The organism is Enterococcus sp. HMSC078F03, from assembly GCF_001811595.1.
Classification (GTDB): Bacteria; Bacillota; Bacilli; order Lactobacillales; family Enterococcaceae; genus Enterococcus; species Enterococcus faecalis.
Genome location: NZ_KV805536.1, coordinates 12,423 through 36,784, shown reverse-complemented (window position 1 = coordinate 36,784; position 24,362 = coordinate 12,423). Strand labels below are relative to the sequence as shown.

Genomic DNA, 24,362 nt, shown 5'->3' with positions numbered 1-24,362 from the left:
GGAACAGAGCGCATTGTATCAATATGAAGTTTTGATGACGTATGTATATCTATTACAGATTTCTGAATATCTTGAAATATCATTGCCATTGGATCTTCGAACGAAATTGAAGATACCTATCTTATCTACCTACTATATAGCGGATAATCAAGATGTTCTGAATCCTATCAACGATAGCGATCATGTCAATTTTCGATATGTATATGATAGCTATCGTAATATGAAGAAAGAACTTGGAAAACACTGCAGCCAGAGAAACTTTTTTCGTGGTGAATCAAGTGGTTTAATGTTTTATAAAACAGAGGATATTTATTTTACGCTTTTTAATGGATTGTATGGAAGCTCACATGGTCATGTTTCTACAGGGAGTTTTACGCTACAATTACAGGGTGATGATTTGATATCTGATAGTGGTTGTTACAGTTATGTCAACAAAGCAGAGTGGCTTCAACCGAAGGAGTGTGATTCGCATAATACAATGTTTATTAAGGATTGATGATGCGGAATTCTGGTATTGAGCCGTTTGAACTTGCCAAATCAGTGGTAAAAGTTGGAAAAAGTAATATTGTGCTTTTTGAAAAAAATAATGAAGCTGAAGAACTATCAGAAGAGGGAATATAAAATAATAGTTGTATAGCGATTATCTAAAGTGACTGGTCAAACGTTTCTAATCGTATATCAGTCATTCAGTGAGTATAATTTAAACCATAACCTACCAATTGCCAAGGAAATATAGCGTATTTTACTCTTGTCAATTGACAGTTTATAGTTTAGAGATGGCTATGCCAAACAACTAATATATGAAAAAGGGAACTAAACATCATTCCTCTATTGGAGCAATTTCTTCTTTGATGGCTTATAAAATGTACTAATACTTCATTTGAGGCAGTAGAAAGTTGAGAAATAGTTGTTTCTTGTGCTGTTTTTGTCGTTATTAAGTTTGCCAAAAAGCAACTTTCAACCAACATTTTTGTTTCTTATCATATCAAGAACCTGTTTTTTATTTTTCTATAAAAAATGTCGACATTATTAAGTTATCGACATGATTTTGTTATATTTAAGATAAATTAGTCAAAATTTTTGCCAATATTTTTTCCAAATTTTTCTTTATTTTTTTCTTTCCTTACCTTTTTCAATTAATATCATTTGGTGTTAATATATCTCTGATAATACAAAAAAACATTGACCTATCATAAGATAAAGAGTGATAGTTTAATACTAAAAGAGGTATATTAATTTTATTTAAAAATTGACATTAATGACTCTTAATCAGAGGGTCTAGGGTTCGAATCCCTATGCCCCCATTGGGTGCCAAACCCACGAGAACGGTATTCTGTCGGCGTCTTAGGACGTTTCGAAGACGGAGTACGCGTTCTCTTTTTTTGCATAAAATGTCGTGTGTCGTGAGGGATACACTAGTTAAATCATTTAAAGAATGCTACGCTTAGAAGAGAGAAAAAGTATGTTATATAAAAAAAGTTAAAAATTTTTTAGGCTAAAAAAGCGAATTTAACAAAAAGCGCACTTTTTGGTTCCTATGAAACGAAAAAGTACGTACTATACAGCATGTACGGCACGGTATATGATGATATCAGAAAACGTTAAAGGAGCGAATCAAATGATTACATCACTAGCAGATACAGTAACATTAAACAACGGCACTAAAATTCCAGGAATGGGTCTCGGGGTATTCCAAATACCAGATGAAGAGACAGCAAAAGTGGTCGAAGAAGGGATTATCAATGATTATCGTTTAATCGATACAGCGCAAATCTATGGCAATGAATCTGGCACAGGAGCGGGAATTAAAGCAGGCTTAGCGGCAACTGGTTTGAACCGTGAGGACTTATTTGTTACTTCGAAAGTTTGGAACGCACATATTTCCTATGATGAAACAATTCAAGCTTTCAATGATAGTTTGGAACGTTTAGGTTTAGATTATTTAGATTTGTATTTAATTCATTGGCCAGGAAATAATTCTTACAAAGAATCATGGCAAGCTTTAGAAACTTTATACGCCGAAGGAAAAGTGAAAGCAATTGGTGTCAGCAACTTCCAAGTTCATCATTTAGAAGATTTACTTTCTTATGCAAAAGTTGTTCCGGTAATTAACCAAGTGGAACTACATCCAAAATTGGATCAAAAAGAAGTGCGTGATTTCTGTGAAAAACATGATATCAAAGTCCAAGCTTGGTCACCATTGATGCAAGGCCAATTATTATCTAATGAAACCATTTTGGCGATTGCTGAGAACCATAATAAATCAGCAGCCCAAGTGATTTTACGTTGGGATATTCAACAAGATATCTTATTAGCCGTGAAATCTGTCCACAAAGAACGGATGATTAGCAATGCAGCGGTCTTTGATTTTGAACTAAGTGCAGAAGAAATGGCACAAATCAACCAATTGAATGAATCGTTACGTGTGGGACCAGATCCAGACACGTTTGATTTCTAAAAATTAACTAGGAGGAGATACAATGAGTGAAGCAGTTAAAGGTTTTTCAGTAGTCAACCACGTGGGGATTACAGTCAGTAATTTGGATGAATCAGTGAAGTTTTATGAAGCATTAACAGGAACAAAAATCGCAAATCGTGATGAAATTGGTGGAAAACGGATGGCCCAAACACAAGGGTTAGATGATACATTAATCAAGTATGCCAATGTGCATCTAGAAAACATCAATATTGATTTATTAGAATATGTTAAACCAAAATCAGAAAAAGCTTCTTATTCCAACGAACAAATTAGTGCAATGCATATGTGTTTCGAAGTGGAAGATATTGATGCAGCTGTTGCACGTTTAAGAGCGATTGGCGTAGAACCTGATGGAGAGCCGATTACATTCCAAGAAGAAGATGGCTTGAAGAGCGGTTTTGGTACAGGGGTTGCTTACTTTACCGATCCAGATGGTACAAATTTAGAATTGATTGCTCCTAAAGGTCCATTTACACGAAATTAAGTTAAAAGACTTTCAAACAAACATCAAAAAGAACCCCTCATTCTAGTATCACTAACTAGGATGGGGGCTCTTTTTATTTTTTGAGACAGAAGCAGCTAAAGAAAAGATATTCCAAATCCGTAATTGATGGTATACTAAAACGTAACAAATAAAGGAGGAAGACAATTGATTCTTAGTGTCTTAACAGTTATTTATTTTATTAATGCAATTATTGCGGGAATTACCATTTTGTTAAAACCTCGAGATGTAGCAGCAATTTGGGCATGGCTACTCGTACTGATTGCTCTACCCGTTTTTGGTTTTTTCTTATATTTATTCTTTGGGCGCGGTTTAACCGACAAAAAGAAATTTTATTTGCAACAAAGTGATTTGCGGGAATTAGAGAATTTTCAGAATTTCCAAGAAGAAAGTTTTGAACTTTATAGTCAAAAGATGCCGACGGAGGAGCAACAACAGTTTACAGACTTTTTTTCCTCATTAAATAGGATGCCTCTGACTAAGAAAAATGATGTTGAAATTTTTACGGATGGTACGGAAAAATTCAATGCGTTGATGGCGGACATAAAAAAAGCTCAGCACTCCATTCATATTGAATATTATGCCTTTGTAACGGATCATATCGGCACCAAAATTTTGAACTTATTAGAAGAAAAGGCGGCTGAAGGGGTTGAAGTGCGGTTGCTTTACGATGCCTTTGGCTCAAAGGGCACCAAGGTTCATCATTTGAATGAATTGAAAAAAAACGGCGGTTTTGTCCAAACATTTATTACTTCTCAAAAAGCACTTTTGAAGTTTCGTTTGAATTATCATGATCACCGGAAAATTGTTGTTATTGACGGAAAAGTAGGCTACATTGGCGGCTTTAATGTTGCCGATCAATATGCCGGAACGACTAAAAAGTTTGGCTATTGGCGGGATACGCATTTACGGATTCAAGGGCCAGCAGCCTCATTACTGCAAATGCGTTTTTTAATGGATTGGAACGTCTCTTCCCCCGAGAAAAATCGTGTGGCGTATCAATTGGATTATTTCTTTAAACTTGAAGCATTGGTGCCAGAGGCAAATACATCCATTCAGATGATTGCCAGTGGTCCTAACAGTGACCGTGAACAAATTAAATTGGCCTTTATTAAATTGATTACTTCTGCCAAGAAAAGAGTCTGGATTCAAACGCCGTATTTAGTTCCTGATGATAGTGTCTTGGCTGCTTTAAAGGTTGCTGCGGCTTCAGGAGTAGATGTTAAAATTATGATTCCAGATAAGCCCGACCATCCGTTTATTTATCGAGCAACACAGTATTACGGCCGCTTATTGATGAAAGAAAATATTGAAATTTTAATTTATAACGGTGGTTTCTTACATGCGAAAACAATGATTATGGATGATGAAGTCTGCACAGTTGGTTCAGCCAATCAAGATATCCGAAGTTACAAATTAAACTTTGAAGCAAATGCTGTGTTATATGATAAAAAAATCATTGATCAATTAGAAGCAATTTTCTTAGAAGATCGAAAAAAATGTACAACAATGACTCCAGAAGTTGTTCGCGACATGTCAAAATGGTTGATTTTTAAACAACAAATTTCACGATTATTTTCACCAATTCTTTAAAACTGTTTTTCACAAAATGACGAACTTCTGATCCGAAGTTCGTCATTTTTCTTCGGGAATTTTATAAAAGTATAGAAAATCACAAAAAAAGTCAAAAAATTTTTAAAGAATATTTTTTAAATTTTTTCGTTATTTTTTTATCTGTAGTTGCTGTTAAAATAAATAAATCTTATTGTGAATTCGTTATTTTATTTTTGTGAAAAAGGGACATCTTTTATAAAAGTAAAAAAATTAAGCAAAGAGTGTTGACAAAAAAAACGAAAAGGAATATGCTACATGTACAAGTTAAATACAAAGCAATGACAGAAAAGCAGTAGAGAAATAACCACTGTTACAGAAAGCTAGTGGCGCTGGAAACTAGTACACGTTATTTATCGAATTACATTCTTGAGCTTCTGCCTACAGGGCACGGGTAACAGCGTTATTTGTTAAGAGGTATATAGTATTTTAAATAAACTAAACTATGTATAAATTTGGGTGGTACCACGAGAAATTCGTCCCTAAGTCGTTTTGACGGCTTAGGGATTTTTTGTATTCTTTTTTTGAATACGTGGCAGACCAAAGAAAATTTCGTGAACCCGTGTATACATAGAAATAAACACGGGATATCGTGTAAAAACAAGTGTGTTAATCGTTTATTTCGTTAAATGAACGATTTCCTATAAAGAGATAATTATAAATATGGAGGGTGATAACATGAATATCATTGACGAGCTAGCATGGCGTGATGCAATCAATCAACAAACAAACGAAGAAGGACTAAGAGAACTTACAGAAAATACGAGCATTTCGCTATATTGCGGTGTCGATCCAACTGGAGATAGCATGCATATTGGACATTTAATTCCTTTTATGATGATGAAACGATTCCAATTAGCAGGTCATCACCCATACATTTTAATTGGTGGCGGAACTGGAACAATTGGTGACCCAAGTGGACGAACAACTGAACGTGTTTTACAAACGATGGAAGCTGTGCAACATAATGTGGACAGTCTTTCAAACCAAATGAAAAAATTATTTGGTAAAGATGCTGAGGTAACAATGGTGAACAACTACGATTGGTTATCAGAACTATCTTTATTAGATTTTTTAAGAGATTACGGGAAAAACTTTAATGTCAACACGATGTTGGCAAAAGACATTGTCGCTAGTCGTTTAGAAAGTGGCATTTCCTTTACAGAATTCACATACCAAATTCTTCAATCAATTGACTTTTACACATTGCATAAAAAACATAATATTCAATTGCAAATTGGTGGCGCTGATCAATGGGGCAATATCACTGCAGGATTAGATTTGATTCGTAAAAAAGAAGGACCAGAAGCCAAAGTATTCGGGTTAACCATTCCTTTAATGCTAAAAGCAGATGGTACAAAATTTGGGAAAACAGCGGGTGGCGCTATCTGGTTAGATCCTAAGAAAACCTCACCATTTGAATTCTACCAATTCTGGTTAAACCAAGATGATCGTGATGTCATCAAATACTTGAAATTCTTTACTTTCTTAGATAAAGAAGAAATCGATGCGTTAGCTGAAAAAGTTGAAAAAGAACCAGGTAAACGTGAAGCACAAAGACGCTTAGCTGAAGAAGTGACACGATTTGTTCACGATGATGCAGCATTAGAAGAAGCGCAAAAAATTTCAGAAGCTCTTTTCTCAGGCAATATTAAAGACTTAACGATTGAGGAAATCGAGCAAGGGTTAGAACATGTGCCAACTGTTGAAATTACCAAAGATGCTAAAAACATCGTAGATTGGTTAGTTGACACAGAAATCGAACCATCAAAACGTCAAGCTCGCGAAGATGTGAGCGGAGGAGCTATAAGTATTAACGGTGACCGAGTTACCGATTTAGATTTTGCAGTCGATCCAACACAACATTTCGATGGGAAATTCGTTGTTGTACGGAAAGGGAAGAAAAATTACTTTTTAGCAAAAGTAATGGATTAGAAATTGATAATAATTTCACGAAGAGAAGACGTGTGATTATTTGATCAAAGTTAAAATTCTATTTCTCCTTACAGGTAGTGGTGAAACCGTTAATACACCTAATAAGAGTGGGATTGTACACACAATCCCACTCTTATTTTTTTATATAATGGTTCTGACAAGACACCTTGTGAAAAAATTATAAAATTAAAGAGCTATGATAACCATTGTTATTTTTCTTCTTTACACTTTAGCCGTTTGGGTGTAAGTTGTGAATGCAAAATCTAATTCATTAAAATTTGTAAGGAGGAATTTTCGTATGAAAAACGAAAAATTAGCAAAAGGCGAAATGAACCTTAATGCACTATTCATTGGGGACAAAGCCGAAAACGGACAATTATATAAAGACTTGTTGATCGACTTAGTAGATGAACATTTAGGATGGCGTCAAAACTACATGCCACAAGACATGCCAGTTATCTCTTCTCAAGAACGCACATCTGAAAGCTACGAAAAAACTGTCAACCATATGAAAGATGTATTGAATGAAATCTCTTCTCGCATGCGTACACATTCAGTTCCATGGCATACAGCAGGTAGATATTGGGGACATATGAACTCAGAAACATTAATGCCTTCTCTATTAGCTTACAACTTTGCAATGCTATGGAACGGGAACAACGTTGCCTATGAATCTTCTCCAGCAACTTCTCAAATGGAAGAAGAAGTAGGACATGAATTTGCTCACTTGATGAGCTACAAAAATGGTTGGGGACACATCGTTGCTGATGGTTCTTTAGCTAACTTAGAAGGCTTATGGTATGCCCGTAACATTAAATCATTACCATTTGCTATGAAAGAAGTAAAACCAGAATTAGTTGCTGGCAAATCAGATTGGGAACTATTGAACATGCCAACAAAAGAAATTATGGACTTATTAGAATCAGCTGAAGATGAAATTGATGAAATCAAAGCTCATTCAGCTCGTTCAGGTAAACATTTACAAGCAATCGGTAAATGGTTAGTTCCACAAACTAAACACTATTCTTGGTTAAAAGCTGCTGATATTATCGGTATCGGTTTAGATCAAGTTATCCCAGTACCAGTTGACCATAACTACCGTATGGATATCAACGAATTAGAAAAAATCGTTCGTGGCTTAGCAGAAGAACAAATTCCAGTGCTAGGTGTTGTCGGTGTAGTTGGTTCTACTGAAGAAGGTGCCGTTGACTCAATCGATAAAATTATTGCTTTACGCGATGAATTAATGAAAGACGGTATTTACTATTATGTACACGTGGATGCTGCTTATGGTGGTTATGGACGTGCCATCTTCTTAGACGAAGACAACAACTTCATCCCTTACGAAGATTTACAAGATGTTCACGAAGAATACGGTGTCTTCAAAGAGAAAAAAGAACACATTTCAAGAGAAGTGTATGATGCATATAAAGCAATCGAATTAGCAGAATCAGTAACAATTGACCCTCATAAAATGGGTTATATCCCTTATTCAGCTGGTGGTATCGTTATCCAAGATATCCGTATGCGCGACGTTATTTCTTACTTCGCAACTTACGTATTTGAAAAAGGTGCCGATATTCCTGCGTTACTAGGTGCTTATATCCTTGAAGGTTCAAAAGCTGGTGCAACAGCTGCTTCTGTATGGGCTGCACATCACGTTTTACCTTTAAACGTTGCAGGTTATGGTAAATTAATTGGTGCTTCAATTGAAGGCTCACATCATTTCTATAACTTCTTGAATGATTTAACATTCAAAGTTGGCGACAAAGAAATCGAAGTCCACACATTAACTCATCCAGACTTCAACATGGTTGACTATGTGTTTAAAGAAAAAGGCAACGATGATTTAGTAGCAATGAACAAATTAAACCATGATGTATATGACTATGCATCATACGTTAAAGGAAATATTTACAACAACGAATTCATTACTTCACATACTGACTTTGCTATTCCAGATTATGGCAACAGCCCATTAAAATTTGTAAACAGCTTAGGATTTAGTGACGAAGAATGGAACCGTGCAGGTAAAGTAACTGTGTTACGTGCTGCTGTAATGACTCCATACATGAACGATAAAGAAGAATTTGATGTTTACGCTCCTAAGATTCAAGCTGCTTTACAAGAAAAATTAGAACAAATTTACGACGTAAAATAATTGAATCTTAAACGGAAAAAAGAAATGGTAACCGAATGAGGGAACGTTCGTCTGATTGATTTATTTAAGAGATAAATCAACCAGACGGCTAACCTCTTAACCAATTCTTTGTCTGGGTAAGAGGCAGTCGAATGACTGTTTTACTCAGCGTATAACAGTCATTCATGCTCCTTATCCAAAATCTTATAAGGAGTGTACAAAATTGGATAAACAACAAGTTAAAAAAATTGAATTAGGTACTTTTATCGGTTTAACAATGGCATTGTGTGCAACTGTACGTAGTATCCCAACACTTGCTGCTGTTGGTTGGACATTAATTTCTTACACAATTTTCGCGGTCTTATTCTTTGCTGGTCCAATCGCATTGATATCTGGTGAATTATCTACGATGCTTCCTCAAGAAGGTGGCCCTCAACTTTGGGTTAAAACTGCCTTAGGTAGCAAATGGGGTTTTGTTGTCGCTTGGTTACTATGGGTGCAAATGTTCCCAGGAATGGTAATGGTTGCTTCTACATTAGGCCCTTTGCTAGGTAATACATTTGGTAATGTTCATTTAGGTGAAAATCATTGGTTCGTATTAGGTTGTATCTTAGTGATTTACTGGATTATTACAATCTTGAACTTGAAATTTGACATGGCGAAAGTTGGCGGAAATATTGGTGTTTGGCTAGGTGTTTACATCCCAGTATTAGTTATGTTTGTTTTAGGTCTTCTTTCAATGATTAAAGTAGGCTTAACACCTGGCGGCTATTTAGGTGCCTTCTCTTGGTCAAAAGTTTTACCAAACTTAGAAAATATGGACACATTTAAATATCTAGCAGGGATTGCATTTATCTTTGTTGGGATTGAAATGTCTTCTGTTTATATTCCTCGTTTGAAAGATGCAACAAAAAATTATACAAAAGGCGTTTTCATTTCATTAATTGGTTTAGTTTTATTAAACGTTATTAATGCAATGTTTGTTGCTAATATTGTTCCAAATGGCAAAATGGAATTGTCTAACATTACACAACCAATTTTGCTTTATTGTGACGTTTTAGGTTTACCAACAATTATTGGTAATATCTTTAGTTTCATGGTCTTCTTAGGTGTGTTATTACAATTATCTGCTTGGGTTACTGGACCATCAAAAACAATTATTCAAGTTGCTCGTGATGGCTTATTGCCACCAAAATTTGGTTTCCATCGCGAAAATAAATATGGCGTTTCTCGTAACGTTGTGTTAACACAATCTGTGGTTATCTCATTATTCGCTTTACTTTATGGGGTAATGGATGATGTCAACGCTGTATTCTTAACTTTAACAAATGCAACAACAATTATTTATAGTATTGTGTATGTATTGATTGCGATTTCCCTAATTAAATTACGTAAATCTCAACCAGATACACTACGTCCTTACCGAATTGGTAAAAAAGGTAATGGCTTAGCTTATTTAGTGGCAGCAATGTTAATTTTTAGTGTTATCATTGTTATTTTCGCCACATTAGGTACAACAACCGTGACTGATGCAGTCTTAGTTGCATTAATCACTATTGTTATGTTTGTGATTCCGTTAATCATTAATCGCTTTAAAAAAGCAAGTTGGGCAACGGAAGTAAAAGAAGATTTAGGTGAATAAAAAGGCCAGCAATTATTTTGCTGAGTGCCTCTTCATCTGATGACTATAGTAAATTGTCGTTTGGAAACTGAAGCAAGTTCGATTATTGCTTCAGTTTTCGCTTTCCATAAAAGGAGGTTTTCATATGAAATCAACGAAACCCACTGTTTCGTTCGCTGAAAGTTTAGGCATTTTGGTTGCCTTGTTAGCGATTCTCGGGTACTTAATTATTGGTCAAAAATTAACCCCTCACATACCGATTCTTTTTGTATTCATGTTGTTGTTGCTTTATGGCAAATGGAAAGGATTTTCTTGGGATGAGATCCACGAAGGCATTGTGGAAGGGATTAAACCAGGGATCATTCCGATTATTATTTTCTTGTTGATAGGTGTCTTAGTTGCTACTTGGATCTTGTCTGGGACGATTCCAACAATTATGGTCTATGGTTTTAAAATTATCTCAGTGAAGTTCTTCTTACCAACCGTTTTTGTGGTCTGTGCACTAGTTGGTGTGACGGTAGGGAGCTCCTTTACGACTGTTTCAACTATGGGGATTGCCTTTCTAGGTATTGGACATATTCTTGGATTCGACAATGCGATGACAGCTGGTGCAGTTGTTTCAGGTGCCTTTTTAGGGAACAACATTTCACCGTTATCTGATACAACAAACTTAGCTGCTGGAATTGGTGGCGTGAACCTTTTTGAACATATACTAAACATGATGTACACTGTTATTCCGGCGTTTATTATTTCGATTGTCGGCTATATCTTCTTGGGGCATCAATCTGGTTCAGCGGATTTACAATCGGTTGATGCAATGGTCCAAACGTTACATCAAGGATTCTGGATTTCACCGATTACATTGTTGCCAGTAGCGGTTTTATTCTTATTCGCCTGGAAAAAGGTACCGGCTATTCCAACGTTACTAGTCGGCTCTACAGTGGCGGTCATCTTAGCTTTTATAAATGATCATCACCTAAGTTTAGCGAAAGTTTCTACCATCTTAATGAGTGGTTATGTGGCAGATACAGGGGATCAAAGTATTGATACACTTTTATCTCGTGGTGGGATTGAAAGCATGTTAGGTTCTGCTGCGTTGATTATTTTGGCATTAGGTTTGGGCGGCTTGTTGATTAAGTTTAACATCGTGGCTACTTTAATTGATAAAATTAAAGGCTATGTGAATAATCCAGCCAAATTAATCGCTTTAACTGCCTTAAGTTCTGTGGGAATTAACTTACTAGTTGGCGAACAATATTTGTCAATTATTTTACCAGGGGAAACATTTAAATCCTCATTTACTCGTTTAGGTATTGATAAAAAATATTTAACTCGTACTTTGGCAGATGCTGGGGCGGCAGTCAACTCGTTAATTCCTTGGGGAGTTAGTGGTACCTTCATTATGGGAACGTTAAAAGTTGGTGCACTAGAATACTTACCATATGCCTTTTTCCCATTGCTTTGTCCCGTTATCACCGTCATTTTGGGGATATTCTTAAAAAAACAACAAGGGGAAAACAAAAAAGCACCAGGGACTAACGTTGAATTGTGAGTTTTTTCAGATAATTAAACAATTGGTTACGATTGAACCTCAGTGTATCTACTGATTGGTTCAATCGTTTTTTCGTCACAGATTTTTTACAATTCTTCATATAATCTTTGAAGCTCCTTAAAGGCAATTTAATTATTCTAAGTTATGATACAAAGGATCAATCAAATAGGTGGATGAACGTGGTGTTAAACTCATAGAGACTAACAGTAGTTTATTCTTGCTCAATGTTGAGGTGTAGGTTCGAATCCTACCGTCCACTTTCTGTTATTTAAACCAACTTAGAACGAAACACAAACAAGTGACGGATACACATGATTAAGGTACAATAAGGGCAGGGAAAACAAGGAGGAATTCTTATGAAAAAGATAGGGCTTATTTCTAGTGCTTTTCTTTTAACCCTTGCTTTAGCAGCATGCGGCGGCGGAAAAAGTACAGAAAATACGGATAGTCGTTCCAGTGCTGCGGAAAGTACCACAGTCGAGAGTACAAAAGCATCTGCTACAAAAGAATCAAGTAGCAAAGCAGCAACAAAATCTAGTGATGCGAAACCGTCAGGAACAACAACAGCTGATTCGAAAGCAACAGCTTCTTCTACGAAGGAAGCGGCAAATAATGGCTCAGCAGAGAAGCAATCACCAGCGAAAAATGCGAATCCAGATGACCAAGCCAACCAAGTGCTTAACCAGCTAGCAAACATGTTTCCTGGTCAAGGCTTACCGCAGGCAATTTTAACGAGTCAAACGAATAACTTTTTAACTGCAGCGACAACATCACAAGCGGATCAAAACAATTTCCGTGTTTTATATTATGCAGAAAAAGAAGCGATTCCAGTGAATGATGCACGTGTTAATCAGTTAACGCCAATTAGTTCTTTTGAGAAAAAAACATATGGCTCTGATGCCGAAGCAAAAAATGCAGTGAACCAAATCATTGACAATGGCGGTCAACCAGTAGATTTAGGTTACAATATTACTGGGTATAAACAAGGGGCGGCAGGTTCTAGTTACTTATCTTGGCAAGAAGGCAATTGGAGTTTAGTCGTACGGGCCTCAAATATCAATGGTGAATCGCCTGATGATTTAGCGAAAAATGTTGTCAACATTTTGGAACAAGAAACGTTGCCAGCACCGAATACCGTTGGTCAAATCACACTGAACGTGGCAGGAACAACTGACTATAATCGCAACTCAGTAGTTTGGCAAGCCGGTACAGTCGTTTACTCTGTCCATCATTTTGACCCAATTCAGGCAGTGAAGATGGCAACATCGATTTAAATAATCAAAAGAAAGCGTGCAACAATGCCCATTGTCGCACGCTTTCTTTTATTATTTTTGTTCTGTATAACCTTCTGACTCCACCAATTCTTGGCTTTTCTTCATGCTAATTCCCTTAGAAGAATCTCCATCAATCTGGATACCATCCACTTTTTTTGCTTTATCATAATCAAGTTTTTCATAATTAATCGTCAATTTTTCGATGGCTTGTTTGTCCTCATAGGTCAGTTTGTAATCAAGCCCTTTGATGTCCTCGTATTGTTTAGAAACGGGTTCCAACGCTGTTTTTGCCTCTTCTTTTGTAATCCCCAATTTGTCATAAGAAACAATGTTTTTAGCCGTTTGCGTTAAGACTTTATCTCCTTGGTACGTATAGGTTAAGGTGGAATCAATCCCATCTTGTGGCGAACCTACAAAGGTTTTTGTCTCTATTTTTGAACCGCAACTTGCAAGAAAGAATACCCCAATAAAAATTAAAAATACGCGTAAAAACTTTTTCATTTCTAGATAACCTCCTTTAGCTGTTTATTCTTGACTGTAACATAACACGGCAAATAATTACTGTTAAGTAGAAAGCTTGTGAGAAGTCCAGCAAATAAAAAACTTGCCTCTTCTCATAAAAATGAAGAGGCAAGTTTTTTATTTAGTAATATCACTTAAATATGGTTGTGAGTGGGCCAACCGACTGGCAGCCGCAGCCGCAATTGCGCCCACGATATCATCCAAGAATGTGTGGACATGTTCGCCATCATGCGCATTTAACTCTTTTAAAATGCCTGGTTTTACCTTGTCGATATACCCATAGTTCGTAAAACCGATAGATCCATAAACATTTACAATGGAGAGCGCCATAATTTCATCAATGCCATAAAGCCCTTCATCTTCCGTTAAAATTTCTTGTAACGGTGAAAGTAGCTTGTTTTCTTCCGCCAGAATATCCAGTTGGACACCTGTAATAATCGCGTTGTGTACTTCACGCTTTGTTAACACGGCATCAACACTTTCTAAACAAGTATCTAATGTTAAATTGTCAATATAATCTTTTTGTAAAAATAACACAAGTTCAGCTAAATCATTCATTGTTACGCCACGTTCTTGCAATAAACGACGTGCGCTATTTTCTAACGTATCTCCTTGGATTACCATTTTTTGTCCTCCTAATTTCTGCTTTAGTTGAAGTTCTTCTTTCATGGTACCAAAAAGAACGATAAAGGGGAATTAGAATCTATTTTGGTAGAGAATAATTTAGTTGAAGTGTTATTTTTAGTTAAAAATTACTAAGCGTTCGGTTGTAACGATGCCATCACTTGTTTTAATTGTGTCACTGATTTTTGGAAGAGTTCTTTTTCAGCGGCATTCAGATTCAATTCAATAATGTCAGTCACACCTTGATTGCCAACGACTGCAGGAATCCCTGTAAATACATCTTGTTGCCCATATTGCCCATCTAAGTAAGCTGAGACAGGTAAAATAGCTTGTTCATTATTTAAAATGGCTTTAACAATGCGTGCAGTACTCATACCAATCCCATAATAGGTCGCTTGTTTGCGATCGATAATTTCATAAGCTGTATTTTTCACTTTATCAGAAATGATTGGTAAATCGTCACTAGTTAAGCGCTCTGTCGTATCCACAATTTCTAAAATAGGTTTGGTACCAATCATGGTATGAGACCAGACAGCCACTTCAGAATCCCCGTGTTCGCCAATAATATAGCCGTGAACATTGCGTGGATCAATCGCTAAACGTTGAGACAGTTCTTTGCGGAAACGAGTTGTGTCCAAAGTTGTACCAGTTCCAATTACTCTTGAAACAGGTAAACCAGAAGCTTGCCAGGCCACATAAGTCAGTACATCGACAGGATTTGAGGCAATCACTAAAATTCCATCAAAACCAGATTTCATGATATTGTTAACAATTGTTTTCATAATTTCTGCATTGATTGAAACCAAATCTAGACGACTTTGCCCAGGTTTTTGATTAGCGCCAGCTGTAATCACGACGATATCGGCATCTTGGCAGTCTTGATAGTCGCCAGCCCAGACGTTTACATTTTCTTGACCCCAAGACACACCATCTAATAAGTCAATTACTTCGCCTTCAGATTTGGCTTTGTCAATATCAACTAAGATTAATTCATTCGCAATCCCTTGGTTGATCATGGAATAGGCAATACTTGTGCCAACAAAACCAGTACCAATAATTGCGACTTTTTTGTTAAATACTTTCATCGTTCATCTCTTCTTTCTGTAATATTTCTTTCTTAGTGAATTATATCACGAATTTTTTAGGTGTGGTTATACTAATCTGTAATAGTCTTTATTAACAATTTAAATAAGGGAAGCGTGCTTTTTTTGTTATGATAAGAGTAGGAAAATAGAGGAGATAAGGAGGCAAAATGACAACGACAACAGTGTATTATGCAAGCAATAATGAAAAACAGCCGAACTGTTTTCAACTAGTTATCGGTAGCTGTAGCTATGAACTTCCAAAAATAGAAATCTACGAAATCCTGGAATGTGTCGCTTCAGCATATGGCTATCAAAAAGAACCATGCATTGAAGAACAAACAGAATGTTTTGTTAAAGGCAACCGTTGTATACATGTTTCCCAACAAGCGATGACGTTGACTTTTGTTGTGAATGATCTGCGTTTAGTAATGGAAAAACAATGCCGAAATCACGAAGAAGTCTTTCAAGAAGTCAATCATATTTTATTGAATATTTTTGAGGAGACCCCTTGTGTTTTTCTCGAAAAGTAGGAAAGAAGGATTAAGATGAAACAGGTGAAAATAACAACTACCTCAGACTTGATTAATGGCGGCTGCAATGCCTGTCCGAATGTGAAGTGTACGAATTATCTTGTTCATGTAGAAGATGAAACAATTGCGTTAGAAACGCTAACCGTTGCAGATTTAGTAACCTTATTAGCACTCAAAGAAGGGTTTCGTCAAAAATTAGTTATGGAAATGTTCGAAGAATATACGATGTTTGAAAGGGAAACTCATCAAGTTGTATTTAAGGAAGAGGAAACGAGAATTCTTTTTCAATCAAAAAAACAGACCATTCAAAGCACTCTTTTGTCTAAAGAACCACAACAAGTGTTCCAAGAAACCCAGCAAATTTTACACCAACTATTTGAGTTAGAACCTTTTGAATTTGAATTGGTAGAGGAAACTGATAAATAAAAAACAGGAAAACGATTTAGCGAAAGCTAAGTCGTTCTCCTGTTTTTTAGGTTTGTCGTTCACGAATTTTTTCAACGATTCGGTTATAAACTTCAGAGAAGGAAGTATTGGCATGGTGATCGGTCTGGACAATGAAAATTTTTCGAGAAGCAAAGGACTGATCAATTGGTTGCCAAGGGATCTCATCGGAAATAGATAATCGAGAAACAATTGATTGCCCAATGTTATTTTTTAGCAATTGTAACAGGACTTCGTTGTTGTTTAATTCGATAATTGGTAAGTTGATACTGTGTTCATTGAGATAAAGCTCATTGAAAAAACGTAAGCCAGAGTTCTTTTCTCTTAAGAGCCAAAATTTTGAAGCGGCATCTCCTGCTAGAACTAGTTGATCTTCATAAACAATTTCTTTGTGTAAATTTTTGGTTTCAATGGGTTTTTCAATTAGTCCAATGTGGGCATGATTATTTTGAACCATATCCACGACTTCGTTTGAATTCATCAGTTGAATCGAAAAGTTGATGAGTGGAAAAGCGGTAACCAAACTCTCCATAATATCTGGCAGTAAATAAATAGCAACTGTATTTGAAGAGGCTATAATGCAGTCTTCTTTAAAATTCTCTTTTTCTGCAGCTTGCGCAAAAGAAGTAGTTAAGCTTTCAATAATCGAGAGCATTTTTGGATATAAAAAATCAGCTTCTTTGGTAGGAATAACCGATTGTTTTCCATTACGATAGAACAGCTTGATCGAAAAGTGTTGCTCTAATTTCTTGATTTGCAAAGAAACAGTTGGCTGAGAAATATACAATTGTTTGGCCGCCGCACTAAAATTTTTGGTTTCATACACAGCAATAAATGTTTTGATCCATTCGAACATAAAATCGCCTCTTTCTATTTACTATCTTAATAGTTGTTATTGCAAATATTTATTTTACAAATATAAATATTTCATTTAGTATAATAACATACTTTTGATTAATATCAATAATAATAAATAAAGACGGAGTGTGACTACATAATGGTAGAAAGTGCGAAAAAATTCTTGCGGAAAGTCCCGATTCCCATTTGCGGACTAATTTTAGGGATAGTTTCTTTGGGGAATTTACTTTATTCCTTGGGATATGCAACAATTGGGACCATTTATTGTGTACTTGGCAGTCTCTTAATGATTTTAGTTATTTTAAAAATTATTTTTACAATGAAACATGCATTAAGCACCTTAGATGATCCAATTATTGCTTCGGTATCACCAACATTTACAATGGCTTTAATGGTTATCTGTGTTTTCTTAGATCGGATATTTACCAATGCTGCTTGGATTAACGTGTTGTGGATTGGCGTAGTGATTTTACATTTTATTTTAATGATTTATTTTGTAGCGGTGCATATTTTTCCAACAAAAATCGAACTGGAACATATTTATCCAAGCTGGTTTATTACGTTTGTCGGCATTGGCGTTATTCCTAATACTTCTCAATTGTTTATCAATGAGTTGGGAAAAATTGTTTTTTGGGTAGCGTTGTTCTTTTATTTACTCTTGTTACCAATTTTAATCAAGAGAATTACGAAGTCGAAAGAAATGCCTGAATCGACCATTCCTTTATTGACGATTATGACAGCGCCAGGTTCGTTATGTTTAGCTGGCTATATTTCAATGGGTGGTCATTTGTATATGCCATTAGTTGTTTTCTTGCTAATTTTATCTCAATGTATTTATGGGATTGTAGTAGTGAATCTATATAAAATTATGCAAGTGACATTCTATCCAAGTTATGCTGCCTTTACATTCCCATTAGTGATTTCTGCGACAGCATTAGTCAAAGTTAAACCTTTATTTGCAGAAAAGGTAGGCCTAACGAGTCTGTTAAATATTTTGTCTACTTTTGAACTCTTATTAGCTGTGGCTATTGTAAGTTATGTGTTCATTCGATATTGCATTTTTTTATTCCAAAGAGAAAATAACACGAAAAAAGTGGAATTAAATTAAAAAAGAGAGGAAGCAAAGAGGTGAAGAAACTATTAATTACTGGAGGAGCTGGCTTTATTGGTTCTAATTTGGCTAATTTTTATAGTCAACAGTATCAAGTTTTTGTGATTGATGATTTGTCCATGGGGCGAGTGTCAAATTTGCAACAAACTGAGCAGTTGGTTTTTATTAAAGGAAGTGTGACGGATCAGCAATTATTGGACGAAGTACTTTCAAAGCATTCGTTTGAGTATATCTTTCATCTTGCGGCCGTGGCAAGCGTGGCAAGTTCTGTGGCACAGCCTCTAGAGACACATGAGGTCAATTTTTTAAGTGTATTGAAAATATTGGAATCAATAAAAAAATATCAAAAAGAGCTCAAACGTTTTGTTTTTGCTTCGTCGGCAGCCGTTTACGGTGCAGAGCCAACGTTGCCTAAAAGAGAAACTTCGGTGATTTGCCCTTTGAGTCCCTATGCTATTGATAAGTTTGCTGCTGAACGTTATGTTCTCAATGAATACCATTTACATGGGGTACCTACAAGCGCAGTTCGCTTCTTTAACGTCTATGGTCCCAATCAAAATCCTGCTTCCCCCTATTCTGGTGTCCTGTCCATTTTGATGGATCGTTATATCCAATTAGAGCAAGGGCAAGCGAGCCAATTTCAAATATTTGGAGATGGTCAGCAAACACGTGACTTTATCTACATTGAGGATGTCCTAACTGCATTAGATTTAGTAGCAACCAAAAGTGAAGCGTTGGGACATGTTTATAATGTGGGTACCGAAGTTGCCATTTCCCTTAATCAATTAATTGAAGAAATGAACCAATTAGTGGGACTTTCTTTGCCAGTTTCTTATCAAAAGGAACGAGATGGCGATATAAAATATTCTCTTTCAGATAGTTCTGCTTTGAAAGGCTTAGGTTTTTCACCCGTTTATTCAATTCAAGAAGGACTTCAAAAATATCTTAAGTTTACCCATAATACCCAAAATAGATAAAAAAAGACGAGACTTATTTGTTAAGTCTCGCCTTTTTTTGTGCAAATGTTTCGCCCCAATGGCAAAGTGAAGAGAGGGCATCGTAAAGAGCATATCCTTCCGGAGTGAGCGTATATTCCACACGAGGGGGCAGTTCGTTAAAGGATTCTCGATGGACTAGGCCATCTTTTTCCATTTCTCTCAAGCGATCTGTCAGGACGCGCTGAGTGATTCCGTCGAGCGCACGCATCAATTCACCGTTGCGCTTGGTCCCTTGGAATAATTCATCCATTAATGATAATTTCCATTTGCCGTTAATGGTGGAAAGGGCTAAGTTGATACTGGTTTGTTTATCAGTTGTCATAGTTTCTCCTTGTGACACGTAATGGTTACTTTTTTCTTCCTAGGTGAATAAAAAGTGCGTACTTTTTTTCTCCATCATAGTGAGTAATAATAACTATGTCAAGTAAGGCAAGAGGAAGGAAGAAGAAATATGATGTATCAAGATGTTGTTCGCAGCCGCCGCTCAGTTCGGGATTTTATGCCAGATGTTGAGATTCCTAAAGAGGAATTAATGGCCATAATTGAGGAAGCGATGTTCGCGCCAAATAGTACCAATTTAAATTCATGGCGTTTTTTAATTGTCACAGAAAAAGAACAAAAAGAGGCCCTTTACGAAGTTTCGATGCAACAACCAGCAGTTAAAGGGGCAGCGGCGGTGATTATTTTATTAGGTGATTTGACTGCTTATACAGTGGCCAATGCAGATGAAATCAGTGCTAAAGCTGTCGCACAAGGAACGATGACGGAAGAAATTCGTCAAGGAATTAATGAAAATGTTTCTTGGTACTATGATGTTAGCGAAGAACAAAAAAGAGAGTGGCTAATGTTAGACCAAGGCTTAGTTGCGATGCAGCTGATGCTTTCTGCAAAAGATCGAGGCTATGATACTGTGGCGATGTCTGGTTTTAAAACAGAAGCGGTTCGCAAGTTATTTAATATTGAGGATCATTTAGTGAACGGACTGATTATTCCGATTGGCAAAGCTCAAACACCCGGCTTTGAAACAGTCCGACGAGATGTTTCAGAAGTAGTAACTTGGTTAGATTAAAAAGCTAAACAGTTCTGCAATTGCTGTTTATTAGATTTTGAGCGTGGAACAAACATCCAAAGTGATTGTTGTCCCACGTTCTTTTTTTGTTGATCATCCGCTTTTGAGAATGGCCAGAGAAGACGTTTAGTGAACCAATTTTGAAAGAAAGTGATACACTAGAAGAAAAAGAAGTGGGGCGACCTTATGCGTTATGTCATAATGCAGTCACGAGATATTCGTGAAAATTTAGCAACGGAAGATTATCTATTAAACACTCTCTCTTTTGAAGAGCCCTTAGTGTTGTTCTATATTCAGGAACCCTGTGTTATTTTAGGCCGAAATCAAAATGCTTATGAAGAAATTGACTTAGCTTATGCTAGAGAGAAGGGAATCGTTATTACTCGCCGTTTATCGGGCGGTGGTGCTGTTTATGATGATCTCGGGAATGTCAGCTTTAGTTTTGTTGTTCAGGAAGGACATCAAGCTTTTGGGGATTTTAAAGCGTTCACTAAACCAATTATTGAAGCATTACATAAAATGGGCGCAACGGGGGCCGAGATTAGCGGTCGCAATGATTTATTAATTGATGGGAAAAAATTTTCTGGCAATGCCATGTATACAAAAAAGGGGAAGATGTATACTCATGGTACCTTGATGTATGATGTTGATTTGGCAGAAGTTCAACGTGTTTTAACTGTTTCTAAGAAAAAAATTGAATCAAAAGGGACAAAATCTGTTCGGGGACGCGTAACCAATTTACGGCCGTACTTAGACGAAAAATATCAAAAATTAACCATTGAGGAATTTCGCAATCGTTTACTGATGGAGCTCTTTGATGTCGAATCTCTAACTGAAATTGCGGAGAAAGAATATGTCCTAACTAAAACAGATCAACAGGAAATTAGGAAATTGGTCGCTGAAGTGTATGGCAATGAAGCTTGGATTTTTGGTGAAGCGCCTAAATTTACAATCAAAAAAGAAGAAAAGTTTAAAGGCGGCATTGTGGATGCACGTTTGACTGTTGAAAAAGGTAAAATAATTGAGTTAACGATTTATGGTGATTACTTTGCCAAAAAAGAAACAGCGGAAATCGTTGCGGCTTTATTAGGTGTGGACTATCAGTATTCATCAATTTGGCAAGCATTAGCAGCGTTTAACTTTGAAGACTACTTTGTAAATATCACCAAAGAAGAATTTGTTCATTTATTGGTGGATTAATAAACGTGCTGGGACAAAAGTTAAAGAATCTTTTGTCCCAGCACGTTTATTTAATGATGGTTGGCTCTTGCTAGAAAAATTTTCCATGAACGTCCCAATTGCCAGTATCTTTGGCTTTTTTCAATGTTTGCATTCGACGGAAGCCAACAGGATGATCGGATAAGAAGTTACTCAATTTAAGCCAGATGGTATCATCATGTAAATCAATACTGTGAAAGTATTCTTCTAAATCCACACGACTGCCCATATATTTTCCTGAAAATAAATAAATCATGCTTAAAGCACCTTCTTCTGCGTAGTATAAACCTGCGCGATCAGCGGTATATTCTTGCGTTCTTGTAAAACTTTTATCTAACGCAACTGGTTTCAAAATAATGGATAACATTAGCCGCCATAAATTAGTGTGCCCACATTTATGGTGTCCTAGCTCGTGTGCCAAAATAAAGCGAATCAGCGAAAAATCGCCTGTATTGTACGCGATGTCCAACAAATCACTGTGAATGACAACATAGCGTCTGTGTAAAGAGCATTTTGCCGCAAAAGCGTTTAAGACACCATTCCCGTTGATTAAATAAAGACGTGGCATCCTTAATTTTTTAGTGCCAAAGCCCATTTCTTTTGCCAAATCAATATATAAAGAATAAATTTCTGGTAACTGATTTTCTGTAATTTCCACTCCGTTAGAAGCAGTATCCATGTACATATAACGAATGGTAAAAAAAGCAATGACTGGCGCAATTGGTGCAATTAAGACAATTAATAACCAGTCAGGAATCGGCAAATCACTCAATATCAATAAAGCAACTAACCCCAATGCTAAAAACAATAAAACAAAACCAATGATAATCATTGGTAATTCAAAACGATAACGTAACTTAGCAACAGAAATTTCTTTCTTTTTTTCCTGCGGTTGACACATAAACATTCCTCCCCAAACATTTCCCAAACACTTTTTCAAATAAAATGACTTATCTGTTACTTCTAATATACCATTGGTTAATCGATAATGACAATGGTGGGAACTTGAATAAAGGTAATTATATCAAGTGATTAATGAAAGGGACTCGTTGTACGCGGGGAATTGGTCTATCTTGATTAAATAAAATTTTAATAATCTAACTGTTTTAGACGTAATAAAGTAGTTTCTGGAGTTAATTTTTTAATAACATACAAACGCAAAATCGCATGTTCAATTTTTTGTTCTTCTGGCGATAGCTCCGAATTTATATAGGATAACTTCTCGATTAAATAGGTTAAAAATGAGCCAGCACCTTGGCTGCCCACTAAAAAGCCCATTTCTTCCGTTTCGGTTAATTGTTGTTTTTTTAAGTGGTGAATTTCTTGTGCAAGTGCCCCCGAGATAATGATTTCATCTGTTTGCTTGTTCAAATTTGTTAGTAAGTCGCTTTTTGTTGCTACTGTAACCGTTTCCATTGCACTCATCCTTTGCTTTTATATGATACATCTAGTATAACATGGCCTCACTTTTTTTATTTTTCCTCTTGCTCTGGTACGCGTTTCATAAGGTAAGCTAGGTGTATCAAAATATTGGAGGGCATGAAAATGAATGTTATAGTGGAGATAAGCGATAGACTTGGTATGGATTACTATTTTGTCTCGGTGACTACGACGGCCAAAAGTCTGCAGTTAAATAGTCCCAAAAAATACTATAAGATTTGGCATCAAGAAATTCCGTACCATCAGATAACGGAGTGGCACTTGACACAGCAGGAGGATATTCAGGAAATTTCTTTTGCTTGGCAGGAGACCTTTTATCGTTTTATTGATTACGGGACAGGGATTGTGCCTTATTTAACTCAATTTTGTAAAGTAATGGGGTGAAAGTATGACAACAATTCGAGAAATTGCGCGCCTTTCAGGATCTTCAGTCACGACTGTTTCGCGTGTGATTAATCATCATCCGTATGTTTCTGAAGAAAAACGACTGAAAATCCAAGCAATTATCGATGAGTTGGGCTATAAGCCCAATATATTAGCGAGAAATCTTAGCTTTGGGAAAAGTAATACATTAGGTGTCATGGTTCCTTATACGAATCAACCTTATTTTGATGCTATTTTAAGTGGGATTATCCACCAAGCATTTCAGCAAGGGATGATGGTCAGTTTATTACCAACGGATTATGATAAAGAAGTTGAAAAAAGTTACTTGGAAAAAATGGCCACGGGTGCGTTTGATGGCATGATTGTTTTGTCAAAGGCAAATCCTTTAAGTGTGTTTGCTCCATATAAAGAGCAAGTTGTTTTTTGTGAAAAAATAGAAGACCCTAGTTATGCTAGTATCTATATCGATCGTTTAACCGTTTATCGGCGGGTCTTCCAAGCATTGAAACAACAAGGATGTAGTGAAGTGGCAATTACGATTAACCGTGCACCAGAAAAAAGTACAAGCGCACGCTATTTAGTTGACGCATATCAGGAAATTTATGGAGCGATTCCTGAAAATCGGTTATTTAAGGACTGTTTAACCTATGAAGATGGGTGTGAAGTAGGACGTCACTGTGGGCAAGATCCAACGCTCCAAGCGGTTGTGACCAACGGTGATGAAATTGCCGCAGGGATTCAAGCCGTTATTGAAAGACCACTCTTTTTAGTGGGACAGGAACAAACTTTATTAAGTGAAATTTTAAATTTTTCAACAATCTGTCATCCATTAATGGAATTAGGGGAAAAAGCCACACACTTATTTCAAGAAAAACGGCCGAAAACGATTCAATTGACTTCTACATTTATTAATCGACAACCAGATTTTTCTTTTTCTTAGAAAAAAGCTGGTTGTTTTTTCTTTG

General features: G+C 36.3%; 25 protein-coding genes and 1 other annotated feature. Of the genes, 18 read left to right on the top strand and 7 right to left on the bottom strand.

Going from position 1 to position 24,362, the window contains the following annotated elements; all coding sequences use genetic code 11:
• The first annotated feature begins 13 nt into the window (after window positions 1-13).
• From HMPREF2810_RS02750 to HMPREF2810_RS02705, 10 genes are all read left to right on the top strand, one after another.
• Window positions 14-496, top strand: a complete 483-nt coding sequence (locus HMPREF2810_RS02750) for a heparinase II/III domain-containing protein (RefSeq protein ID WP_010717298.1) — start codon at window positions 14-16, stop codon at window positions 494-496.
• Window positions 497-498: 2 nt separating this feature from the next.
• Window positions 499-621, top strand: a complete 123-nt coding sequence (locus HMPREF2810_RS02745; RefSeq protein WP_002414819.1) for a hypothetical protein — start codon at window positions 499-501, stop codon at window positions 619-621.
• 961 nt (window positions 622-1,582) lie between these two features.
• Complete coding sequence (locus HMPREF2810_RS02740; RefSeq protein WP_002404091.1) at window positions 1,583-2,458, top strand: aldo/keto reductase; 876 nt, start codon at window positions 1,583-1,585, stop codon at window positions 2,456-2,458.
• A gap of 22 nt (window positions 2,459-2,480) precedes the next feature.
• Complete coding sequence (locus HMPREF2810_RS02735) at window positions 2,481-2,963, top strand: VOC family protein (protein ID WP_002355441.1); 483 nt, start codon at window positions 2,481-2,483, stop codon at window positions 2,961-2,963.
• A gap of 165 nt (window positions 2,964-3,128) precedes the next feature.
• On the top strand, window positions 3,129-4,574 hold the full coding sequence (gene cls / locus HMPREF2810_RS02730) for a cardiolipin synthase (protein WP_002361214.1): 1,446 nt from the start codon (window positions 3,129-3,131) through the stop codon (window positions 4,572-4,574).
• Window positions 4,575-4,864: 290 nt separating this feature from the next.
• Window positions 4,865-5,079, top strand: a binding site (T-box leader).
• Between the two features lie 191 nt (window positions 5,080-5,270).
• Window positions 5,271-6,527: a tyrosine--tRNA ligase gene (gene tyrS / locus HMPREF2810_RS02725; RefSeq protein WP_002355444.1), complete on the top strand. Its 1,257-nt coding sequence runs from the start codon at window positions 5,271-5,273 to the stop codon at window positions 6,525-6,527.
• A 298-nt stretch (window positions 6,528-6,825) separates the two neighbouring features.
• Window positions 6,826-8,688 carry a tyrosine decarboxylase gene (gene tdc / locus HMPREF2810_RS02720; RefSeq protein WP_002355450.1) on the top strand — a complete coding sequence of 621 codons (1,863 nt, stop codon included), beginning with the start codon at window positions 6,826-6,828 and terminating at the stop codon, window positions 8,686-8,688.
• 202 nt (window positions 8,689-8,890) lie between these two features.
• On the top strand, window positions 8,891-10,309 hold the full coding sequence (gene tyrP, locus HMPREF2810_RS02715) for a tyrosine-tyramine antiporter (RefSeq protein WP_002355453.1): 1,419 nt from the start codon (window positions 8,891-8,893) through the stop codon (window positions 10,307-10,309).
• 124 nt (window positions 10,310-10,433) lie between these two features.
• Window positions 10,434-11,840, top strand: coding sequence for a Na+/H+ antiporter NhaC (gene nhaC, locus HMPREF2810_RS02710; RefSeq protein WP_002364855.1), 1,407 nt, complete (start codon window positions 10,434-10,436; stop codon window positions 11,838-11,840).
• 356 nt (window positions 11,841-12,196) lie between these two features.
• On the top strand, window positions 12,197-13,114 hold the full coding sequence (locus HMPREF2810_RS02705) for a hypothetical protein (RefSeq protein WP_002380063.1): 918 nt from the start codon (window positions 12,197-12,199) through the stop codon (window positions 13,112-13,114).
• A gap of 51 nt (window positions 13,115-13,165) precedes the next feature.
• On the opposite strand, the gene HMPREF2810_RS02700 is transcribed toward HMPREF2810_RS02705, so the two are convergent.
• The 3 genes from HMPREF2810_RS02700 to HMPREF2810_RS02685 all read right to left on the bottom strand — a co-directional run bounded on the left by HMPREF2810_RS02700 (window position 13,166) and on the right by HMPREF2810_RS02685 (window position 15,345).
• Window positions 13,166-13,615, bottom strand: a complete 450-nt coding sequence (locus tag HMPREF2810_RS02700; protein ID WP_002364853.1) for a YehR family lipoprotein — start codon at window positions 13,613-13,615, stop codon at window positions 13,166-13,168.
• A 138-nt stretch (window positions 13,616-13,753) separates the two neighbouring features.
• Window positions 13,754-14,260 (bottom strand): phosphatidylglycerophosphatase A family protein, encoded by a 507-nt coding sequence (locus tag HMPREF2810_RS02695; protein WP_070635586.1) that lies wholly within the window; start codon window positions 14,258-14,260, stop codon window positions 13,754-13,756.
• Window positions 14,261-14,391: 131 nt separating this feature from the next.
• Window positions 14,392-15,345: an L-lactate dehydrogenase gene (locus tag HMPREF2810_RS02685; RefSeq protein ID WP_070635585.1), complete on the bottom strand. Its 954-nt coding sequence runs from the start codon at window positions 15,343-15,345 to the stop codon at window positions 14,392-14,394.
• A gap of 167 nt (window positions 15,346-15,512) precedes the next feature.
• On the opposite strand from HMPREF2810_RS02685, the gene HMPREF2810_RS02680 reads away from it, so the two are divergent.
• Window positions 15,513-15,875 carry a DUF4809 family protein gene (locus HMPREF2810_RS02680; RefSeq protein ID WP_002380064.1) on the top strand — a complete coding sequence of 121 codons (363 nt, stop codon included), beginning with the start codon at window positions 15,513-15,515 and terminating at the stop codon, window positions 15,873-15,875.
• A 15-nt stretch (window positions 15,876-15,890) separates the two neighbouring features.
• Entirely contained in the window at window positions 15,891-16,301 is a 411-nt protein-coding gene (locus HMPREF2810_RS02675; RefSeq protein ID WP_002361221.1) for a DUF4809 family protein, read from the top strand.
• Window positions 16,302-16,347: 46 nt separating this feature from the next.
• Here the strand turns inward: HMPREF2810_RS02675 and HMPREF2810_RS02670 are convergent, their stop codons facing one another.
• Entirely contained in the window at window positions 16,348-17,175 is an 828-nt protein-coding gene (locus HMPREF2810_RS02670; RefSeq protein WP_002358639.1) for a LysR family transcriptional regulator, read from the bottom strand.
• A gap of 141 nt (window positions 17,176-17,316) precedes the next feature.
• Between HMPREF2810_RS02670 and HMPREF2810_RS02665 the strand changes: the two genes are divergently transcribed.
• Both HMPREF2810_RS02665 and HMPREF2810_RS02660 read left to right on the top strand, forming a co-directional pair.
• Complete coding sequence (locus HMPREF2810_RS02665) at window positions 17,317-18,285, top strand: TDT family transporter (RefSeq protein WP_002414815.1); 969 nt, start codon at window positions 17,317-17,319, stop codon at window positions 18,283-18,285.
• Between the two features lie 20 nt (window positions 18,286-18,305).
• Entirely contained in the window at window positions 18,306-19,265 is a 960-nt protein-coding gene (locus HMPREF2810_RS02660; RefSeq protein WP_002380066.1) for a GDP-mannose 4,6-dehydratase, read from the top strand.
• Window positions 19,266-19,278: 13 nt separating this feature from the next.
• On the opposite strand, the gene HMPREF2810_RS02655 is transcribed toward HMPREF2810_RS02660, so the two are convergent.
• Window positions 19,279-19,626, bottom strand: a complete 348-nt coding sequence (locus HMPREF2810_RS02655) for a winged helix-turn-helix transcriptional regulator (RefSeq protein WP_002355464.1) — start codon at window positions 19,624-19,626, stop codon at window positions 19,279-19,281.
• 111 nt (window positions 19,627-19,737) lie between these two features.
• Here HMPREF2810_RS02655 and HMPREF2810_RS02650 point away from each other — a divergent pair, with 111 nt between their 5' ends.
• A complete protein-coding gene (locus HMPREF2810_RS02650; RefSeq protein WP_002380067.1) occupies window positions 19,738-20,355 on the top strand; it encodes a nitroreductase family protein in 618 nt (205 codons plus the stop codon).
• Between the two features lie 186 nt (window positions 20,356-20,541).
• Window positions 20,542-21,555: a lipoate--protein ligase gene (locus HMPREF2810_RS02645; protein ID WP_002381234.1), complete on the top strand. Its 1,014-nt coding sequence runs from the start codon at window positions 20,542-20,544 to the stop codon at window positions 21,553-21,555.
• 70 nt (window positions 21,556-21,625) lie between these two features.
• Here HMPREF2810_RS02645 and HMPREF2810_RS02640 read toward each other — a convergent pair whose 3' ends face one another.
• Together HMPREF2810_RS02640 and HMPREF2810_RS02635 are read right to left on the bottom strand one after the other, a co-directional pair.
• The gene (locus HMPREF2810_RS02640) at window positions 21,626-22,480 is read right to left on the bottom strand and encodes a M48 family metallopeptidase (protein ID WP_002384882.1); all 855 of its coding nucleotides are present in this window, start codon (window positions 22,478-22,480) and stop codon (window positions 21,626-21,628) included.
• 182 nt (window positions 22,481-22,662) lie between these two features.
• On the bottom strand, window positions 22,663-22,998 hold the full coding sequence (locus tag HMPREF2810_RS02635; RefSeq protein WP_025193061.1) for a hypothetical protein: 336 nt from the start codon (window positions 22,996-22,998) through the stop codon (window positions 22,663-22,665).
• A 114-nt stretch (window positions 22,999-23,112) separates the two neighbouring features.
• Here HMPREF2810_RS02635 and HMPREF2810_RS02630 point away from each other — a divergent pair, with 114 nt between their 5' ends.
• Both HMPREF2810_RS02630 and HMPREF2810_RS02625 read left to right on the top strand, forming a co-directional pair.
• Window positions 23,113-23,397 (top strand): hypothetical protein, encoded by a 285-nt coding sequence (locus HMPREF2810_RS02630; protein ID WP_002380069.1) that lies wholly within the window; start codon window positions 23,113-23,115, stop codon window positions 23,395-23,397.
• A 4-nt stretch (window positions 23,398-23,401) separates the two neighbouring features.
• On the top strand, window positions 23,402-24,337 hold the full coding sequence (locus HMPREF2810_RS02625; protein ID WP_002361227.1) for a LacI family DNA-binding transcriptional regulator: 936 nt from the start codon (window positions 23,402-23,404) through the stop codon (window positions 24,335-24,337).
• Window positions 24,338-24,362 lie beyond the last annotated feature (25 nt).

Bases quoted from the DNA above. Each gene is read 5' to 3' on its own strand.
- HMPREF2810_RS02625 (WP_002361227.1), top strand. From the start codon at position 23,402: ATGACAACAATTCGAGAAATTGCGCGCCTTTCAGGATCTTCAGTCACG.
- HMPREF2810_RS02740 (WP_002404091.1), top strand. From the start codon at position 1,583: ATGATGATATCAGAAAACGTTAAAGGAGCGAATCAAATGATTACATCA.
- HMPREF2810_RS02630 (WP_002380069.1), top strand. From the start codon at position 23,113: ATGAAAATGAATGTTATAGTGGAGATAAGCGATAGACTTGGTATGGAT.
- HMPREF2810_RS02700 (WP_002364853.1), bottom strand. From the start codon at position 13,615: ATGAAAAAGTTTTTACGCGTATTTTTAATTTTTATTGGGGTATTCTTT.
- HMPREF2810_RS02675 (WP_002361221.1), top strand. From the start codon at position 15,891: ATGAAACAGGTGAAAATAACAACTACCTCAGACTTGATTAATGGCGGC.
- HMPREF2810_RS02650 (WP_002380067.1), top strand. From the start codon at position 19,738: ATGATGTATCAAGATGTTGTTCGCAGCCGCCGCTCAGTTCGGGATTTT.
- HMPREF2810_RS02680 (WP_002380064.1), top strand. From the start codon at position 15,513: ATGACAACGACAACAGTGTATTATGCAAGCAATAATGAAAAACAGCCG.
- HMPREF2810_RS02705 (WP_002380063.1), top strand. From the start codon at position 12,197: ATGAAAAAGATAGGGCTTATTTCTAGTGCTTTTCTTTTAACCCTTGCT.
- HMPREF2810_RS02670 (WP_002358639.1), bottom strand. From the start codon at position 17,175: ATGTTCGAATGGATCAAAACATTTATTGCTGTGTATGAAACCAAAAAT.
- tdc (WP_002355450.1), top strand. From the start codon at position 6,826: ATGAAAAACGAAAAATTAGCAAAAGGCGAAATGAACCTTAATGCACTA.
- HMPREF2810_RS02745 (WP_002414819.1), top strand. From the start codon at position 499: ATGCGGAATTCTGGTATTGAGCCGTTTGAACTTGCCAAATCAGTGGTA.
- tyrS (WP_002355444.1), top strand. From the start codon at position 5,271: ATGAATATCATTGACGAGCTAGCATGGCGTGATGCAATCAATCAACAA.
- HMPREF2810_RS02685 (WP_070635585.1), bottom strand. From the start codon at position 15,345: ATGAAAGTATTTAACAAAAAAGTCGCAATTATTGGTACTGGTTTTGTT.
- HMPREF2810_RS02635 (WP_025193061.1), bottom strand. From the start codon at position 22,998: ATGAGTGCAATGGAAACGGTTACAGTAGCAACAAAAAGCGACTTACTA.
- HMPREF2810_RS02645 (WP_002381234.1), top strand. From the start codon at position 20,542: ATGCGTTATGTCATAATGCAGTCACGAGATATTCGTGAAAATTTAGCA.
- HMPREF2810_RS02665 (WP_002414815.1), top strand. From the start codon at position 17,317: ATGGTAGAAAGTGCGAAAAAATTCTTGCGGAAAGTCCCGATTCCCATT.
- HMPREF2810_RS02640 (WP_002384882.1), bottom strand. From the start codon at position 22,480: ATGTTTATGTGTCAACCGCAGGAAAAAAAGAAAGAAATTTCTGTTGCT.
- nhaC (WP_002364855.1), top strand. From the start codon at position 10,434: ATGAAATCAACGAAACCCACTGTTTCGTTCGCTGAAAGTTTAGGCATT.
- HMPREF2810_RS02695 (WP_070635586.1), bottom strand. From the start codon at position 14,260: ATGGTAATCCAAGGAGATACGTTAGAAAATAGCGCACGTCGTTTATTG.
- HMPREF2810_RS02735 (WP_002355441.1), top strand. From the start codon at position 2,481: ATGAGTGAAGCAGTTAAAGGTTTTTCAGTAGTCAACCACGTGGGGATT.